Here is a 15,794-nt window from a genome sequence, read left to right as displayed (position 1 = left end):
AGATGATGAGCATCACGGCCGCAAATATTAAGAAGGTACTATCCATGGTTACTCCTTTCGTTCGGACCCGTCACGCAACGAAGCGGTAGACCACAAGCACACTTCCCAAGGAATGAGACCGACAGACATCTTTCCCCTGGACAAAGCTGAAAAGAATGACATCACAGGGCTGATGCCATACAACAACTCGGCCCCACTGCTCTTCGGGAACCTACGTCTGCCTCAAATTTATTCCTGACAAAATCGACTGTCAAGTAATCTGCCAAACGTCGAAGCTGACCCGGCCATCGCATTCGATTGAACGCGTGACCCAACTGGATGTGGAGTGATACCGATGGACATTCCAAGGAGGAGTAGACGAAAAATCCGATCGCCTGCCCACCAGGACACACCCATCTGCGCTATTCAATGGAGCAGGCGAAACACCGAGCGGATAGGTCTAGTAAGATTACTGGACGGTACTTTGAATGTGCCCTATGGATGAAACTTGAGACGGCTCGCCTGGAACCGGATGGACCGTGTATGTCCTGTCTGGGTCAAGCGTCACGCGGACCTTTCCCGTCTTGCTCAAGTAATCAATAGATAGGTGGACTTGATTCCAGGTCAGATCCGGACAGAGGCCGACAACCTCTTCCATAGAACAATGTGTACCAAACTGCTTGAGCGCATGATGGACACGGTCTATGATCGCCGAGAACTGCATGGCCCCCTCCCACACACTAACGGATTCGGAATCCGAAGTAACAATTCCCATCGACACTCGAATACACGACACTGGATAACTAATGGATGATAATGGGTGAGGGCGGAGCTTGTGAACTAGTAAAATCCCTGGAAAGAAAAAGGGATATTACTAGCATCCATCTCAAATCGAGAGGCGAGAGATTCTGGACCATTCACCGGAGCGCGAAACTTCCACCAATGCCGGAGTTTGTGAAGGGACTCCGCCCGGTTCTCAGCCGAAAACGATGTTGAGACCGGAACGAAACCAAGACCGTGTACGTGTGCCTATGAGGACACACTCACGAGACCTTCAGCGATTGCATATTTGATCAACTCGGCCGTCGAATGCAGATCAAGTTCGCCCATGATGCGAAATTTGTGGAACTCGACGGTCTTCACAGAGATATTCAGAATGGAGGCAATCGCTTTGGTTCCCTTTCCCTCCGCAACGAGTTGCAACACTTCACGCTGCCGCTGCGTGAGGGACGTCACCACCGGCTTGTATGGCTGGCCTTCGGGAGATTGGAGCGTCGCTGCCAACACATCCTTCGTGATCAACGGAGTCATGTAGTGCTGCCCCCGCATCACGGCCTGGATCGCTTGCTTGAGTTCCACCGCTGCCGACCGTTTAATCAGATAACCTGCAGCACCGGCCTTAAAGGCTTCGGTCGCATACGTGGGTGTGGCGTGCATCGTCAGGAAGATGAGCTTGCTCTCCGGCACCAGTTTGGTCAATTGTCGCGCCGCGTCCAACCCGTTGAGGAGCGGCATCGAGATATCGAGCAGCACAATGTCGGGGCGAAGCTGCTGGGCTTTCTCCACCAAGGTTCGCCCGTCCTCCACCATGCCAACGACCTCGCCTTCGGCTTCTACCAACTTCCGAAGCCCAGCCAGGACAATGGCATGGTCATCCGCCATCAAGATACGTGGTCGTTTCATATGACCTCCAACTCGCAAGGAACCCAGGCACAGACCTTCGTGCCGTTGGCCGGCCTGGACTGAATCCGAAAAAATCCCTGCAGTTGCCGCAACCGTTCCTCCATACTACTCAACCCCAAGCCCTGTTGATGGGTGCTCTGGTCATGCGGGTCAAATCCCTTCCCATTGTCAGTAACAGACAATCCGATCCCCTTCGACGATCCACGGAGTTGGACCGCCACTGCCGTTGCCTGCGCATGTTTCACCACATTTTGGACGCTCTCCTGCATCACACGGAAGAGACAGGTGGCGTGATCGAGCGGGACCGCATTCGGAACCCCGGTAATCTTGAGGTGGATGGGCAAGCCGGTGCGCCGGGAGACCTGATGAACATGGTCTTCGATTGCAGGACGCAGTCCTGCGTGTTCCAAGAGAGAGGGATGAAGCCGGTATGCAAGGGTATGCACATCATCCGAAAGTTGTTCCAACTGTTCACGAATCGGCGTCAGCGCGTGAGCCAGTTCGACCGGCACGCTGGAAGACTGGCGCTCGAACGACGCGACCTCCAGGACCAATGCGGCCAGTCGCTGGCTCACATCATCATGCAGATCACGGGCGATTCGCTGACGCTCATGCTCTTGAGCCGTCAGTAACTTGGAGGTCAGCTCCTCCAGCTGGACCTGCTGTTGATGCAGCTCGAGTTGGTTATGGTGTAGCGCCTCTTCCGCCTGCTTGCGTTCGGTGATGTCGACCGCGACACCCCCAAACAGCGACGGTGCGCCCTTCTGATCGATGATGGGAAACTTGCTGACAAGGGCGTGCCGAATCTCTCCGTTTTGGATGAACGACTCGACAGTATGAAGCGGGACCCGATTCTCCCGCACTTTCCTATCATTCAAATCGTACTGCTCGGCGACCTCCGCAGGCCACAACTCGAAGGCGGTCTTCTCTTTCCACTCCAAACCTCTCAGGACGGATTCTTGAAACAGCCGATTGACATAGAGGTACCGTCCCTGAGCATCTTTGATCCACGCAAAGCCATGCAAATTATCCATAAAGGAGGCGAATCGCCGCTCGCTTATTTTCAACGCCTCCTCGGCTTGTTTGCGCTTCGTGATGTCGATCATCGCTCCCAAGGTCCGGGTGGGACGACGCACGGGGCCGTCACTCTCGAATAGCGTCCATGATCGAAAGTTGACCCAGCGGACACTCCCGTCGGGACGCAAAAGACGGTGTTCCATTGAAAACAAATCGTCAGCCGTAGGGTCGTGGGCTTGTTTGATCGCCATGACGACCATTTCGCGATCCTCCGGATGAATCAGCTGGATATAACCTTCCAGGGAGGCCGGAGCGTCCGATCCCACGCCATAGATTTCCCTCATGGCCGGCGACCAGTACACTTTCCCGCTCCGGTGATCATGGTCGAAAATTCCGAAGTTGGCCAATCGGATGACTTGATCCGATCGTTCCTCCCGCTCATGCAACGCGATCTTTGCCTCCACACGAGCCGTCACATCCTCCGTCGCAATCGCAATGCCGCCGATCTGGTCGCCGCTATACCAAGGGCGGACATCCCAGGTGATCCACTGCACGGTGCCGTCATCTCGAACGAACCGGTCTTCATCTGCGCTCAGAACCTCTCCAGCCAACCCGCGTCGATGTACCTCTTTCCACCGCGATGAGACGTCGGGAAACATGTCGTAGTGAGATTGGCCCACGATATCTCCGGTCAGCCGATAATCTTCCATCCAACGGCGACTCGCCGCCAGATAGCGCATGTCGCGGTCAAACATCGCAATCGCGGCCGGTGCATGCTCGATGAACAACGGAAACCGTTCGCCACCGTCCCGCATCGCGCCATTCGTTCGCTCGACTCCCGCGATGCTCTCTCGGACACTTCGTTTCGACTCGTCATGGGCTCCACGCACATCGTCCTCTGCCGTGATGTCGTTCCCGATCGTCAGTAGGCAACGCTTGCCGCCTACCGTGATAAGATTCGTCGAGATGAGGAATCGTCGTAGCGTTCCTTTCTTCGTCCGCATCGACACTTCAAGGTTTTTTACCGATCCTTCGGAATTCAATCGATTGATGAACCGAGCACGATCACGAGGGTGAGGCCAGATCTGCAACGTCAACGTGGTATTCCCAATGACTTCGTCCCGACTAAACCCGAAGATCTCCAGGCAGGCGTCATTAATTTCCAGGCAAAGCCCAGTGTCGAGTTCCGTGATACCGATTGGGTAAGGACTGAGACGAAAGGCTTCGGCAAAGAAATCTTCTCGAGCCGATTCGACCGCGTTTCCCTGCCGATCCCCGGTGTGGTATGCGTGTGAAAGCGGTTGGGCCCTCACCCAACGCTTTTTTTTTGCGGCCTTGGGTGCCATGGCGAGAGGAGTCGATTCTAGTCTACTTACACAGACCTCGCAAGACCAAATCCGTGCGAGCCATTATATTAGTTATGCTAATTAAACAGTCCGATGCTCTTTGGCGAGGCGGTCATTCCTCACTTGAGTTAGTCGCTCTCACTTGGCAAGCCCTTACGTGAGAAGAATTCTGTGTGCGGGAAAGTGGGGCATAATCCCCCACATGGGTCTCTTGCCCTTGACGCAGAACGCCACGATCATTTCAGAGAGAATCGCCTTTGAGTGGGCGGTTCTAACGTTCCGCGCGCGTTCTTTCCATAGATCATGCATCTCACTTGTGGCAGAGTTCCCCAATCCGAAATACCTTCCATTCTCGTCTCCTCGATAACCGCCTGAAATATCGCCCATATGCCGACTTATCGGACTATCGCGCCCTGGCGTCCACCTTGCTGATCACGCAATCTGGCATTTGCTGCTCTCGAAGCGCAGCATGCCAAGACGGACAGATGATTTGAAGAGGGTGATGAGTCATCAACCGCGTATGTGCACGCCACGAAGGGAGGCATTCCATGTCAGTTGCAAAAATCATCGAGATCAGCGCCGAATCGCCCACTAGTTTTGAAGACGCCATTGTCCAGGGTATCGCCCGAGCATCCAAGACGGTTCACGGGATCACATCCGCGTGGGTGAAAGAGCAACATGTGGTGGTCGAGAACAACAAGGTCTCCTTGTATCGAGTGGATCTGAAGGTGACGTTTGTCTTGGATTGACGAACTATCCAAGGAACGACTCACGCCATGGCTCTGCGGGAGGAGTCGGAGGCCTCCCGCGTGTCATCTGTCGATGACGGCGCTTGCCTTGACCGTTCTCTTACCCTTCGCCTTCGCCGCTCCCCCGCAAGGCGGAGAGACGCCTATGGAAGCCGTGCGCGAAACGGTTACCGAGATTCTCGGCATCCTCGAAGATCCTGCACTGAAAGACCCGGCGAAGCGCATGGTGCGGCGTCACAAGCTGGAAGAGATCGCGGCCGCTAGATTTGACTACGCAGAAATGTCAAAGCGGGTGTTGGGCAGTTATTGGAAACCGCTCACTGAGGAGCAGCGAAAAGAGTTCGTCGCAGTGTACAAAAGTTTCCTCTCGGACCGGTATGCGGGAAAAATCGAAGATTATACCGGACGCAAACAAGAAGCGGGCTACCTGACGGAACGGATCGAAGGATCGTACGCGGAAGTCAGGACCGAATTGCGTTCGGAGAAGACAACCCTTCCGCTCGACTACCGCCTCTTGCTCAATGAAAACCGATGGCTTGCCTACGATATCATCATAGACGGCGTCAGCTTAGTGAGTAATTATCGAAGTCAGTTTCAAAAGATCATTCGCGAGAGTTCCTATGAGGAGTTGATTAACAAACTGCGCGAACGGGCCATTCCGCCGGACACGAAGAACAAACCTCGCCCGGCCGGTTCGTGAACCCTGATGACTCCTATCGCGATTGATCGGCACCAGGGCTGACAATCAGCGGAACATTGAGCTTCTCCGGCACGATGATCGTCTTGGAATTGGGACTTTCATACAGTTTGAACTGCAAGTAGTCACGCGTCAGCGTTTTGGTGATGATTTCCTGCGCCTGTGACTGCCCCATGGCACGAATTCTCATGCTGTCGGCTTCGCCTTCCGCACGAATCTTCAATGAATCACCTTCACCCTTTGCCTGAATACGTGCAATCTCGGCATTGCGTTGCGCAATCACGACCTCGAAGTCCTTCTGCTCTTTTTCCTGCTCTTTTGCCTGCTTTTGTTCGATCGCTCTCAACACCATCTGTGAAAACTCCATCTCCGAGAGCGCCACGTTGTAGACATCCAGATGGCGACCTTTCAATGACTCGACCACGACAGCTTCGATCTTGTTCCCGATTTCGCTGCTACGCTCGGGAAGCGTCACCATGGTGTAGTTTGCGACAACCCCTCGCACGGCCGACAACAATTGCGGTTGAACCAGCTGCTTGTACCAGTCAGGCCCCACTTCCTGAGCCAGAAAATAGATTTCATCGGGCATTGGGCGCATGGTGATGGCGGCATAGACGGTGACTGGGAGATCATCTGCGGTCAGGGCATCCACCTTCTCCTTGAAGCTCTTCAATCTGGTGTCGAATACGAGGACGTCATTCCAGGGCGCTCGCCAGTAGAATCCTTCCTTGAGCGGTTCCTTCATCAGGCCGCTCGTGAGGGGATACCACCGCAGCCCTCGACTTCCCGGATTCACCGTATTACTGCAGCCCTGGATGATCATCACGATCGGGATCAGTAAGAACAATAGACGAGCTGTGAATGACACTTTCATATAGCCCTCCTCTTCTCGCATCGTGCAGTCCGGCAAACTTCGTGATCTATGGGACAGCCGCGGGCCGTTGCCTGTGGCGTGCCGCATCCGCATGCGCCTGGGCAACTCGTTCCAATTCCTGTGCGATCTGCTCATAGTAATGCGCCAATGACCGCGCACCGGAGACCAGGTCGGCATCAGGCCCAAAGAGTAATTCATACCGCGCCGCAGCCGTGGCTTGCGCATGGGCTTTCTCCCGCATCGCCACGGCTTGATTCCGGTAGTAGTTCGCAATGGCCTCCTGATCATGGATGGGATCGTAGGAGTTCAGATCAAGAGATTCGTATGACGCGCAGCCGCCGATCCCAACCAGACAGAACAGCAGCAGGCTCCGGCCTATCGAGGCAATCGCCTGGTTGCCAGGGCGTGCTTTCTTTTCAAGGGCGAACGTGTCGAGCATCAGTGTCAGACTTGTGCAGTGGGTTTCACCACACGGTGATTGTACTACACGAAATGCTCCTCACAACTGCAGGTCCCGTACTCGACATCCATTTCTTCCTTCGTCATAGAGAGAGAATCAAAAACACCGCACGAAACTATCCGCCGGCTGCTTGAGGTTCTCGTGCATGAGGGCAGTCGATAGCCTTCAAATCATTGTCGAAAGAGGCAACAGCCCCATAGAGACCACTGCCCCGTAATGCCACAGAATGTGCTCCTTCTCGGTCGGGCTGACACTCACCTGTCGCTGCAAACACCGCATTTTCTTTAGGCCGTCTGAGCGGCAGTCATGCCTTGAATACTGGCACCGTCGATGCACAAGCATCGGTTCAGTATCAGAATCTCAATTACACAAAGGAGGCAATGGTCATGAGCGGCTTGACGCGATGGGAACCGACGACACGATGGAACCCGTTCAAAGAAATCGAAGAGATGGAGAAACGACTTTCGAGCTTTTTCGGTCGTTCACCGGCTGCCGGCGGCGGCGAGAAGAACGAGGCCATCACCGTCGCGGAGTGGTCGCCGTTGGTGGATATCTCCGAAGATGACAAGGAGTACCTGATCAAGGCCGAAATTCCAGAAATGAAGAAAGAAGACATCAAGTTGAACGTGCATGACGATGTCCTGACCATCACGGGAGAACGAAAGTACGAGAAGGAAGAGAAGAGCAAGAAGTATCACCGAGTCGAGCGCGCCTATGGAAGCTTTGTACGGAGCTTTACCCTACCGGAGGATGCGGACGGCACCAAAGTCGGGGCCGAGTATAAGGACGGCGTGCTCAAGATTCATCTCCCGAAGTCTGAAAAAGTCAAACCCAAGGCGATCGAAGTAAAGGTGACCTGACCGAGAAAGGGAGGCGCCATGTTTCGCCATCCCCGCTATCTCGAAATTCCCTGGGCAATCCCTTGGGAGCAGAGAGACGCAGGGCCGCGCCACCATCTGCTGCTGACGGTTATTCTGATCCTGATGGCCATGTTCTTGATCGGAGTCGGCATGATAAGCGGCCTTACATAGAAACCGGAATTCTAACCGGCAGAGAGGAAGGCGGTGACGTTCAAGAATCGCGAAGAGGCAGGCCGGCAACTTGTTGACCGACTGATTCAATACCGTGATGACCCGACGGCTCTTATCCTGTCGCTCCCACGAGGAGGGGTAGCCATCGGATATCAGTTAAGCCTGGGGTTGCATCTTCCATTGGACGTCTTCATCGCCAGAAAACTGGCATGGCCGGATAATCCGGAGTATGCATTGGGCGCGGTGGGTGAAACAGGGATGGTTTATTTGAACCCTGAAGCAACAACCGCGTTCAATCTCTCTCCGACGGATCTCCAGACGCTTGTTCAAACGCAGCAGCAGGAGATCGCTCGACGGCAGGGTCTCTATCGCCAGGGCCGGCGCCTCCCTACGGTGACCGACCGCGCGGTCATCCTCGTGGATGACGGCATCGCCACCGGATCCACATTCTTTGCATCCGTTCAGTCCATCAGACACCTCAAACCGCGCCGCCTGATTGGGGCCATTCCGGTCGGCCCGACGGAAACCATCCAGGAAGCCCGCACACAAGTGGACGAGCTGGTAGTGCTTGCCACACCGGACCCGTTCTGGGCCGTGGGCAATCACTATATCGACTTTACCCAAGTCAGCGACCATGACGTGGTGCAGTATTTGAATCTGGCGGATGCGTCGCTGTTGGAATGGAACATACGGACCCATTCTCCAACCGGCTGACCGCCACGATTAAGGGAGCACGCATGACGGCGAAAACGAAAGCAGGCTTGGGAGCTCGACGCGACCGGACCGTCCAGGAGTATCAGCACGACACCTATAAGCTGCGTGGGAAACTCAAGGAGCCCACAGTCTGTATCGACTGCGGGGCTCTGTATCATAAGGGACGGTGGACTTGGGGCGCGAAGCCGGCAGACGCCGATGAAATCAGTTGCCCTGCCTGCATGCGAATCCGAGACAAGTATCCCAAAGGTTTAGTCACGCTTAAAGGCAGTTTCAAGGACGTGCAGCACGAACAAGTCATCGGCCTGGTGAAGAATGCGGAGGAAAGAGAAAACAGGGAACACCCTCTGTCTCGAATCATGTCGATCGACACGACACCCGAAGGCCTCGTCATCTCCACGACGGACACTCATTTGCCCAGACGCATCGGCGAGGCCTTGAAGCATGCGCATCACGGCGAGCTGGAGCTGCATTACGACCAAGGTGAAGAGTTCGTGCGGGTCATATGGACGAGATGAAATTCAAGGCACTCTCCTGACCCTGACGGACTCGATGTCAGAAGGAGGCTTGGTTGAGTATACGAGCTGGAGTCGCATCGACCATCACCCCTCTCATTCTCGCAATCATCTTTGTGGCCGGTATCGGGACGGTCGGAGCAAAGATCGTCGTCCCCTCCGGCTCGGTGATCGAAGTCGACGCGGCGACAACCAATGCGATTGTCGCGGCCTTTGAGCAGGCCGAGCAGGCGATCAAATCCCACGACCTCGTAGGGGTCATGGCCTTCTATTCCTCTCAATACAACTACCACGGGCTCAAGAAGGACGATCTTCATAAAATCTGGAAAGACCTCTTTGACGAGTACCAGGAGATCGCGAGCACTCATCTCTTCACCAAGATGGTGAGAGTCGGATCCGGACGAGACGCCGTGCTGGAGGTCACTTGTACAGGGCATTTATGGGCCAGATCGAAGACCAGCGGCTTGTACGTCCCCATCGACAGCTGGCACGAAGAAGTGCATTCTCTCGTTCTCGAAGAGGGGGCTGTGCGCATTCGCGGGAATCTCGGGGAGTCTCCGCGCGTGCTTCCGTTTGGGACCGCGCCACATCCGTTGTTTTGACCGTCGCCTGGACGAGGCGTTACATGAGAGTCGTCATCGGGGTTGATTGGTCGGATCGAGCCTTTGCCGCTGTGACGCAGACGTTCCACCTCTACCATCCAACGGATGTCACGCTGGTCCATGGCGTTGACTTGGGGATCTTGGAACATCCCGTCGTGGCAGAAGCGGGCAACGTGCAGGGATATGATGGGTTTCGCAGCGCCATGATCGATGCAGGACACCAGGTGCTGGAGCGCGCTGCCGCCACGATACCGGCCGAGGTCGAATCGGTCCGGAAGATCAATGAAATCGGGAGTCCCGCTCAACTCATTCTTGACAGTGCTCAGAACCTCTCGGCCGATCTGATCGTTGTCGGTGCGCGCGGGCGAAGCCGCCTTTCTGAGGTGATCCTCGGAAGCGTGTCCCATCGGGTGCTCATCCACGGCTCCCGCCCGACGTTGATCATGAGAGGCGCTGCGCGCAAGGTGCAGCGGGTCCTCATTGCGATTGAGAGCCGAGAGGATGCCGATCGAATGGTGAAATGGTTGACGCGACATCCCTTCGTCGATCCTGCCGAACTCTGCGTCTTTCATGCCGTCGTTCCGATCGGAGTGGACGACCCCTATGACGCGTTGGGAACGAGGCCATGGTGGGAGGGGTTGGAGCGCTATGCGGACGAACTCGTCGCATCGACCGCCGCCAAGCTCTTGAACCCGCACGTTACGGTTCATACGAAAGTCGCCACCGGGGATCCTGCAGCGACGATCGAACAGGAGGCGAAGGCCATGGATCTCGTGGTCGTGACTTCCCATGGACGCAAAGGCCTCTCTCGCTTCCTCTTGGGGAGCGTCTCCCACGCTGTTGTTCATCACGTGACGTGTCCCGTACTGGTTCTACGATGAAAGGATCGAAGATGAAAACGCTGACCCTCGCGACAATACTCCTGTCCGCCGTGACCACCGCCGTTTTTGCTCAAGTGATCCGAGGAGATTCAAAGGCCGGACAAGCGGTGTATGAGCAGCAGTGCCTCCGTTGCCATGGCGCCCAACTAGATGGGAGCGGGCCGGACAGCCAAGACCTCATCGTCAGGCCGGCCAATCTCCGGTCTCACATCACTCGTGCCAAAACCGATTGGGAATTACTTGTGGCGATTTCAAACGGCGTCTTGTTCAGCCCGATGCACAGTTTTCGCGGCAAACTGACGGATCAACAAATGCTGGACGTGTTGTCCTACATCCGATCCGTATCACCGCCGGATCTTACCAGTTAGAATTTCTCTCCATCGCCGCTGGTGATGGTGGATGCGGGGCAATCGCCATTCTGATCACGGTGAAGATGAAGATGTTTGGGATGAGCCGTTGTCTACGAGGACTATCTTCCCTGTTACACCTCCCTTCCCCAATAACTCTTGCGCTTGCCTTGCCTCGACAAGAGGAAATCTCTGCGCGATGAGCGGCTTGATCTTCTGCTGTCGAAGCAGGTCGAAGAGGGCGATCAAGTCCTGCCGAAACAAATCCGGTTTTACCCGCTTGAGCCATTGGATGCTGTAGGGGATCACCCGTTTCCGCCCCGGGAGAAGCCAACCCCCGGCAATGTACAACCCAAAGATGGCGATCGCGCGAAAGCGATGACGACCACCTGAGCGACCTGACGCCAAACGTCCCGCACGGAGCGTGCCAGTGAGACCATAGGCGACAACTCTGCCGCCAGCACGAAGAACCTTACGGGAACGCCAGATATGGGCGCCACCAAGGCTGTCAAAGACGACGTCTACGCCGTCACCCGTGAGGTTGCGAATTTCTTTTACGAAGTCCTGATGCTCGTAATCGATCGGGATACCGCCGAGCTCGAAAACGACCGGCGCCCCTCGCGATGAACAGGTCCCATACATCGTCAGCCCGGAGAGGCGCCCGAGTTGTAAGAGTGCCGAGCCCACTCCGCCTGCCGCGCCGTGAACCAACACGCGCTGACCCGGCCTCACCTTGGCGGAGCGATGCAGCATCTGATACGCCGTGATGTAGTTCAGGACAAGACTGACAGCCTCGGCTGCATCTAACCCGACGGGTACCGGCACCAGTTCACCTTGTGGCAGGCAGACGAACTCCGCATATGCGCCGCTGATCGGCAACGCGGCCACGATCTGTCCAGATTCGAGTCCGGAAACGCTCTGGCCTAATCGATCCACCACACCGACGAGGTCCCACCCCGGCGTAAATGGCACCGGAGGTGTCTCCGGGTGAATGCCCTCTCGCATCATCAGATCGGGCAGGGAAACCCCCGCAGCCAGCACTTTCACCCGCGCTTCACCGTGCTTCGGCTCGGGGCACTCTTCTTCAATGAGCTGAAGCGCATCGGGTCCGCCATAGTGAGTGACAATAACGCGCCTGTGTTTCATGAAGCGCTTCCTTGTCGACCAAGTGCTTCGGTTCGCGCGGCGTGGATCGTGTAACGGTCCTAGTCGAAATCCTTAGAGGCCTGCACATCCGCCTCGCCTCCCTGGCCTGTTGAAATGCAAAAGAAATGCTGCGAGGGATCGAAGGTTGGCCGGGCAACTTGCCGAAGCCGATACTGAAATCAGCGAACTCGACCGCAATCCAGTTTTCGCATTACCGGAAAGCCATCGATCGGCTCGATGACGAGGTCATTGATGGTAGTCTCACGTGACGTCCAGAGGCTACTGCTCAGGGTGAGGGTCTTTTCTGATCAGCGCGAGGTAGAGCAGCGTGTCGGCGAGGTCCTGATCGGTCATGGCGGTATCGGGAAACATCCCGGTACCGGGATGGCCTTCTCGGATAGCACGAGAACGTTCCGTATTGTTTTTCAGTCGCAACGCGTCAGCGTTCCGCAAATCGGCGGGTGGTGGATTCAGTTTTGCAATGAGCGCGGCTGTGTCCGCGGCCAGTCGAGGGGGCCTGCCGAGATACCCATCGATGCCATGACAGTAATAGCACACGCCCTTGCCGTTGAAAATTTCACGACCCCGCATGATATTGCCTTTCAACTTCCCGCTCGATTGAGAGGCTGAGGGTTCGGCCCAAGCGTCGTCGGATAGCAATACTATCTCTATCCCCAGGCCGCTCACGGCGAGCAGACTGAACGAAAGCGTCAGTCTGGCCAGCACATTGTTGAGGCTGAGGTGAGGGAGAACATATCCCACGCGGCGGCGTCCTGTTATTCGCTTTCCATCAGTGCGGACCACACCCGGCATTGTACCGGTCTTCCGGGATACTCTGCATGTTGGTGAAGACTGCGGCACGCTCCTCTTCGCTGGTCACTTGATCGATAGCGGGATAAAGGGCCCGCTCTTCTTTCCTGTTATGAGAGCTCAATTTGGTGAGCAGCGCCTGCTCTTCCTGATCGGTATCGAGATTCTGCCTTTCCACTTTTTGGTCAATCGCTCCAAGCAACTGCTTGATCTGGCTATGTTCATGCCGCATCACGGGCGTCGGCCCGTCCTCGATCATACCGGTGTTCTCTTCCCACACCGGGAAAAGGAGCTCTTCTTCCCATAGCATATGCCGTTGGAGACCGACGTTGAACGCTTTGAACGCTTCCTTGGCCTTGACGAAATCCGATCGCTTCGATGTTTGGAAGGTCTTGAACAACTCGTCCAGCCGGTCGTGATCCTCTGCATAAAATGCGGTAATCGTCCGCTGCTCACTCATGGTGTTCTCCGATACACGATCAACGTTCCCCGACTTTGTATTCCAAATGACACGCCACGCATGCTTTCAAGACATTGTTGAACGGCGGCAAAATTTTCTTCACGTCCTTGCTGGGCATCACGCGCGCCAATTCCTCCGCTGCTTCGTGATGTGCCAAGGCCAGATCATGGTAGGCGGGTGGAAACTTCTCCGGCTCCTGATGCGCCATTGCCTGGCGATGTTTAAAGAATCCCAGATGCAATTCGGTCAAGCCCTGTGCCAATTCATAGTCTTCGTCAACCAACGCGTTCACGATCACCTGAATCGTTTCCAGGTGCTGAAGCATCACCGCGCGATGTTCCTTTCCGGCTGATGACGACAACGGAATGGAATACCTGGTGTCCGACGTCAGATACGGATTCGGTTGCGATTCTCCGTGATGTCGCCCGTCCTTGGCACAACCGGCTGACAGCATAGCACAAAGCAGCCCCGTACCGAGGAGGAGAGCCGTCGTCTTATGTAGTGGATAGACCGGCCACATAGCATGATGTGCGTTCTCTCAGTAACGCTTCGAATTAACCGACGGGATTGAAAGGAGCCAAGCTTCGAATGTAGTTCAGCACATCTCGAATCTCTTGATCCGACAACCGATCCGCCCAGCCGTGCATCGGACTGAACAGAACTCCCTGCTTGATCGACAGATAGAGCTCCGTGTCGGTCTTCGTGCGCGACTTCGCCGCCCGGAAATTCACAGGCGGAACGATCAATTCCTTGATATCGGGTCCAAGCCCGTCACCGGCGGTCCCGTGGCAGCCGGCACAGTGTTGTTGGAAAAGTCTTTCCCCGTTCTTGAGATTTCCCGAATGGCTTTGAGCCAGCGCCCACGATGCGGTCAAAATGACCACGGCAAGGCCTACTACGATTCGTGCGTACATACTTCAGACCTCTCTTCTTGCGCTCGTTCCTGGTTCACATTCAAGCGAGATGCATACTCGGAGACGGACAGCGGTGCTTAATGTTTCAATGCTGGTGTTGCTGCCCTCCGCTGGATCCTCCACTCTCATGATCCCCGCCGCTCTGTCCATTCTGTCCGTGCCCGCTGCCGCCCATCGCTCCTCCCCCCATGCCACCCATCATGCCGCCCATCCCGCCTCGGCCTCCCATCATTCCACCGTGGCCCATCCCTCCCATTCCACCACCGTGTTGTCCTTCCCCCGAGCTCTTCGTGTGCTCCCGATAGGCGCGATCCTTTTCACGCTGTTCGGGGGTCAACAGGGCAATAGCGGTGCGCGTGCTTTTGATCGCCGCGAGCAAACAGGCCCCTTCCGCTTTTTTCAGCTGCTCGACTTTTGCTTGGATCACAGTGAGGTCGGCCTGCTCATCTTCCAAGAGTGCGTGCAGATCAAGTTTCGCCACCTTGGCATCGGCTTCTAATCGGGCTTCTGAGCGTTTGAAGTCCAGTTGTATCGCCTTGAGCTTACTGATTTGTTCCGGCGTCAGCCCGAGCTCTTTGGCATGTTTCAGCAGATGTTTTAGGTAATGTGCACTGTGTTCGTCTTGTTCACCCTGATCATGACCACCATGCATCATTCCCCCATGCCCCTCGTCGGCACGGGTGGAGAGAGAGGACAGCAGAAGCAAGCAAGTGAATCCCACCGCAACAACCGCTCCCTGCATTTTTGCCATCGCGATCACCTCCGGTAACACTCTTTCCGCCCCTTCGCTACCTACGAATACTCGACACAAAGCCGGCGGGAGCCTGCTCCTTCAACCAGCCTGATCCTCGATGGATACTCCAAGCCCGATCCAGGCTCTCAAGAGATCATGGCGGGTGATCGAATAGGCGACCTTGCCGTTTCTTTTCACCGGGAGATTCAGGAGCCGTTTATCCTCCATCAGCTTCACGGCTTCATCGACGCTGGTCTCTTCGGTCACCGCAATATGCTCCTTCGCCATCACATCTGCCGCCGTCAAACGATTGAGATCCTTCCCTGCTTCCAGCGCCCGAAGAATATCGAACTCGCTGATGAACCCGATGAACTCGCCTCGTTCGTCGATGACCGGCGCTCCCGGGGTATGAGTGGTCAGCAGCTCGACGGCTACTCCCATGGCGTTCTGATCACGACGAAATACGAGCTCATTCGTGGCACGGATCTGCCCTACCGTCTTAAACCCTCCGACAGGAACCCCTGGTCTGGACAATGTAGCCATATGCGTCTCCCGATTGATGGTTGATATAGACGGAATCCGTTCCTTGTCTCCCGATCCTCGCCGGCTCCTCTCTCGATTGTGACCCGCTTTTTCAAGATTGGATTCATACAAGTGGAGTGCGATTCTGATGCCGTCGGCTCACTTCAAAACGTATGTGATCGAACATGCGGCGAAACAGCGGCTTGTGGTGGTTCCATCACAACGGGGCCGTGTCAATGTGATGCAGGATTACTCAGAGCGATCGTGTCAGATGGGGAAAAAGGCAACAAAGAATGGAAGGAAAGACCCGTCGC

20 protein-coding genes are annotated in these 15,794 nt (G+C 55.7%); 9 read left to right on the top strand and 11 right to left on the bottom strand.

Annotation, left to right across the window (positions count from 1 at the left end; translation table 11 throughout):
* Positions 1–1,008: 1,008 nt before the first annotated feature.
* On the bottom strand, positions 1,009–1,662 hold the full coding sequence (locus H8K04_00745; protein ID UVT16129.1) for a response regulator transcription factor: 654 nt from the start codon (positions 1,660–1,662) through the stop codon (positions 1,009–1,011).
* On the bottom strand, positions 1,659–4,025 hold the full coding sequence (locus H8K04_00740; protein ID UVT16128.1) for a PAS domain S-box protein: 2,367 nt from the start codon (positions 4,023–4,025) through the stop codon (positions 1,659–1,661). The genes H8K04_00745 and H8K04_00740 overlap by 4 nt, the downstream gene beginning before the upstream one ends.
* Positions 4,026–4,573: 548 nt before the next feature.
* On the opposite strand from H8K04_00740, the gene H8K04_00735 reads away from it, so the two are divergent.
* Both H8K04_00735 and H8K04_00730 read left to right on the top strand, forming a co-directional pair.
* Positions 4,574–4,774 (top strand): dodecin domain-containing protein, encoded by a 201-nt coding sequence (locus H8K04_00735; protein ID UVT16127.1) that lies wholly within the window; start codon positions 4,574–4,576, stop codon positions 4,772–4,774.
* Positions 4,761–5,474 carry an ABC transporter substrate-binding protein gene (locus tag H8K04_00730; protein ID UVT16126.1) on the top strand — a complete coding sequence of 238 codons (714 nt, stop codon included), beginning with the start codon at positions 4,761–4,763 and terminating at the stop codon, positions 5,472–5,474. Before H8K04_00735 ends, H8K04_00730 begins: the two co-directional genes overlap by 14 nt.
* A 13-nt stretch (positions 5,475–5,487) precedes the next feature.
* On the opposite strand, the gene H8K04_00725 is transcribed toward H8K04_00730, so the two are convergent.
* Together H8K04_00725 and H8K04_00720 are read right to left on the bottom strand one after the other, a co-directional pair.
* Positions 5,488–6,345 carry a prohibitin family protein gene (locus H8K04_00725; protein UVT16125.1) on the bottom strand — a complete coding sequence of 286 codons (858 nt, stop codon included), beginning with the start codon at positions 6,343–6,345 and terminating at the stop codon, positions 5,488–5,490.
* A 46-nt stretch (positions 6,346–6,391) separates the two neighbouring features.
* Positions 6,392–6,784: a hypothetical protein gene (locus H8K04_00720; protein UVT16124.1), complete on the bottom strand. Its 393-nt coding sequence runs from the start codon at positions 6,782–6,784 to the stop codon at positions 6,392–6,394.
* A gap of 407 nt (positions 6,785–7,191) precedes the next feature.
* Between H8K04_00720 and H8K04_00715 the strand changes: the two genes are divergently transcribed.
* From H8K04_00715 to H8K04_00685, 7 genes are read left to right on the top strand one after another with little or no spacing between them, the layout of a single operon-like run.
* On the top strand, positions 7,192–7,665 hold the full coding sequence (locus tag H8K04_00715) for an Hsp20/alpha crystallin family protein (GenBank protein ID UVT16123.1): 474 nt from the start codon (positions 7,192–7,194) through the stop codon (positions 7,663–7,665).
* Positions 7,666–7,683: 18 nt separating this feature from the next.
* Positions 7,684–7,836, top strand: a complete 153-nt coding sequence (locus H8K04_00710; protein ID UVT16122.1) for a hypothetical protein — start codon at positions 7,684–7,686, stop codon at positions 7,834–7,836.
* A gap of 33 nt (positions 7,837–7,869) precedes the next feature.
* Positions 7,870–8,550 carry a phosphoribosyltransferase gene (locus H8K04_00705; protein ID UVT16121.1) on the top strand — a complete coding sequence of 227 codons (681 nt, stop codon included), beginning with the start codon at positions 7,870–7,872 and terminating at the stop codon, positions 8,548–8,550.
* A gap of 23 nt (positions 8,551–8,573) precedes the next feature.
* Positions 8,574–9,068 (top strand): ATPase, encoded by a 495-nt coding sequence (locus tag H8K04_00700; protein ID UVT16120.1) that lies wholly within the window; start codon positions 8,574–8,576, stop codon positions 9,066–9,068.
* A 53-nt stretch (positions 9,069–9,121) separates the two neighbouring features.
* Positions 9,122–9,667 carry a hypothetical protein gene (locus tag H8K04_00695; protein ID UVT16119.1) on the top strand — a complete coding sequence of 182 codons (546 nt, stop codon included), beginning with the start codon at positions 9,122–9,124 and terminating at the stop codon, positions 9,665–9,667.
* Positions 9,668–9,690: 23 nt separating this feature from the next.
* Positions 9,691–10,548, top strand: a complete 858-nt coding sequence (locus H8K04_00690) for a universal stress protein (protein ID UVT16118.1) — start codon at positions 9,691–9,693, stop codon at positions 10,546–10,548.
* 11 nt (positions 10,549–10,559) lie between these two features.
* Positions 10,560–10,916, top strand: coding sequence for a cytochrome c (locus H8K04_00685; GenBank protein UVT16117.1), 357 nt, complete (start codon positions 10,560–10,562; stop codon positions 10,914–10,916).
* 54 nt (positions 10,917–10,970) lie between these two features.
* On the opposite strand, the gene H8K04_00680 is transcribed toward H8K04_00685, so the two are convergent.
* From H8K04_00680 to H8K04_00650, 7 genes are all read right to left on the bottom strand, one after another.
* The gene (locus H8K04_00680; protein UVT16116.1) at positions 10,971–12,041 is read right to left on the bottom strand and encodes a zinc-binding dehydrogenase; all 1,071 of its coding nucleotides are present in this window, start codon (positions 12,039–12,041) and stop codon (positions 10,971–10,973) included.
* 279 nt (positions 12,042–12,320) lie between these two features.
* Positions 12,321–12,803, bottom strand: coding sequence for a hypothetical protein (locus H8K04_00675; GenBank protein ID UVT16115.1), 483 nt, complete (start codon positions 12,801–12,803; stop codon positions 12,321–12,323).
* A gap of 28 nt (positions 12,804–12,831) precedes the next feature.
* On the bottom strand, positions 12,832–13,311 hold the full coding sequence (locus H8K04_00670; protein UVT16114.1) for a hemerythrin domain-containing protein: 480 nt from the start codon (positions 13,309–13,311) through the stop codon (positions 12,832–12,834).
* Between the two features lie 19 nt (positions 13,312–13,330).
* Positions 13,331–13,831 carry a cytochrome c gene (locus H8K04_00665; GenBank protein UVT16113.1) on the bottom strand — a complete coding sequence of 167 codons (501 nt, stop codon included), beginning with the start codon at positions 13,829–13,831 and terminating at the stop codon, positions 13,331–13,333.
* Positions 13,832–13,865: 34 nt separating this feature from the next.
* Positions 13,866–14,225 carry a cytochrome c gene (locus tag H8K04_00660; GenBank protein UVT16112.1) on the bottom strand — a complete coding sequence of 120 codons (360 nt, stop codon included), beginning with the start codon at positions 14,223–14,225 and terminating at the stop codon, positions 13,866–13,868.
* An 85-nt stretch (positions 14,226–14,310) separates the two neighbouring features.
* Positions 14,311–14,976, bottom strand: coding sequence for a periplasmic heavy metal sensor (locus H8K04_00655; GenBank protein UVT16111.1), 666 nt, complete (start codon positions 14,974–14,976; stop codon positions 14,311–14,313).
* 81 nt (positions 14,977–15,057) lie between these two features.
* Complete coding sequence (locus H8K04_00650) at positions 15,058–15,501, bottom strand: CBS domain-containing protein (protein UVT16110.1); 444 nt, start codon at positions 15,499–15,501, stop codon at positions 15,058–15,060.
* Positions 15,502–15,794 lie beyond the last annotated feature (293 nt).

The sequence above is a fragment of the Nitrospira sp. genome, from assembly GCA_024760525.1.
Taxonomy (GTDB): domain Bacteria; phylum Nitrospirota; class Nitrospiria; order Nitrospirales; family Nitrospiraceae; genus Nitrospira_D.
This window is presented reverse-complemented; position numbering and strand designations above follow the sequence as displayed.

Bases quoted from the DNA above. Each gene is read 5' to 3' on its own strand.
- H8K04_00745 (UVT16129.1), bottom strand. From the start codon at position 1,662: ATGAAACGACCACGTATCTTGATGGCGGATGACCATGCCATTGTCCTG.
- H8K04_00740 (UVT16128.1), bottom strand. From the start codon at position 4,025: ATGGCACCCAAGGCCGCAAAAAAAAAGCGTTGGGTGAGGGCCCAACCG.
- H8K04_00735 (UVT16127.1), top strand. From the start codon at position 4,574: ATGTCAGTTGCAAAAATCATCGAGATCAGCGCCGAATCGCCCACTAGT.
- H8K04_00725 (UVT16125.1), bottom strand. From the start codon at position 6,345: ATGAAAGTGTCATTCACAGCTCGTCTATTGTTCTTACTGATCCCGATC.
- H8K04_00720 (UVT16124.1), bottom strand. From the start codon at position 6,784: ATGCTCGACACGTTCGCCCTTGAAAAGAAAGCACGCCCTGGCAACCAG.
- H8K04_00715 (UVT16123.1), top strand. From the start codon at position 7,192: ATGAGCGGCTTGACGCGATGGGAACCGACGACACGATGGAACCCGTTC.
- H8K04_00710 (UVT16122.1), top strand. From the start codon at position 7,684: ATGTTTCGCCATCCCCGCTATCTCGAAATTCCCTGGGCAATCCCTTGG.
- H8K04_00700 (UVT16120.1), top strand. From the start codon at position 8,574: ATGACGGCGAAAACGAAAGCAGGCTTGGGAGCTCGACGCGACCGGACC.
- H8K04_00690 (UVT16118.1), top strand. From the start codon at position 9,691: ATGAGAGTCGTCATCGGGGTTGATTGGTCGGATCGAGCCTTTGCCGCT.
- H8K04_00685 (UVT16117.1), top strand. From the start codon at position 10,560: ATGAAAACGCTGACCCTCGCGACAATACTCCTGTCCGCCGTGACCACC.
- H8K04_00680 (UVT16116.1), bottom strand. From the start codon at position 12,041: ATGAAACACAGGCGCGTTATTGTCACTCACTATGGCGGACCCGATGCG.
- H8K04_00670 (UVT16114.1), bottom strand. From the start codon at position 13,311: ATGAGTGAGCAGCGGACGATTACCGCATTTTATGCAGAGGATCACGAC.
- H8K04_00665 (UVT16113.1), bottom strand. From the start codon at position 13,831: ATGTGGCCGGTCTATCCACTACATAAGACGACGGCTCTCCTCCTCGGT.
- H8K04_00660 (UVT16112.1), bottom strand. From the start codon at position 14,225: ATGTACGCACGAATCGTAGTAGGCCTTGCCGTGGTCATTTTGACCGCA.
- H8K04_00655 (UVT16111.1), bottom strand. From the start codon at position 14,976: ATGGCAAAAATGCAGGGAGCGGTTGTTGCGGTGGGATTCACTTGCTTG.
- H8K04_00650 (UVT16110.1), bottom strand. From the start codon at position 15,501: ATGGCTACATTGTCCAGACCAGGGGTTCCTGTCGGAGGGTTTAAGACG.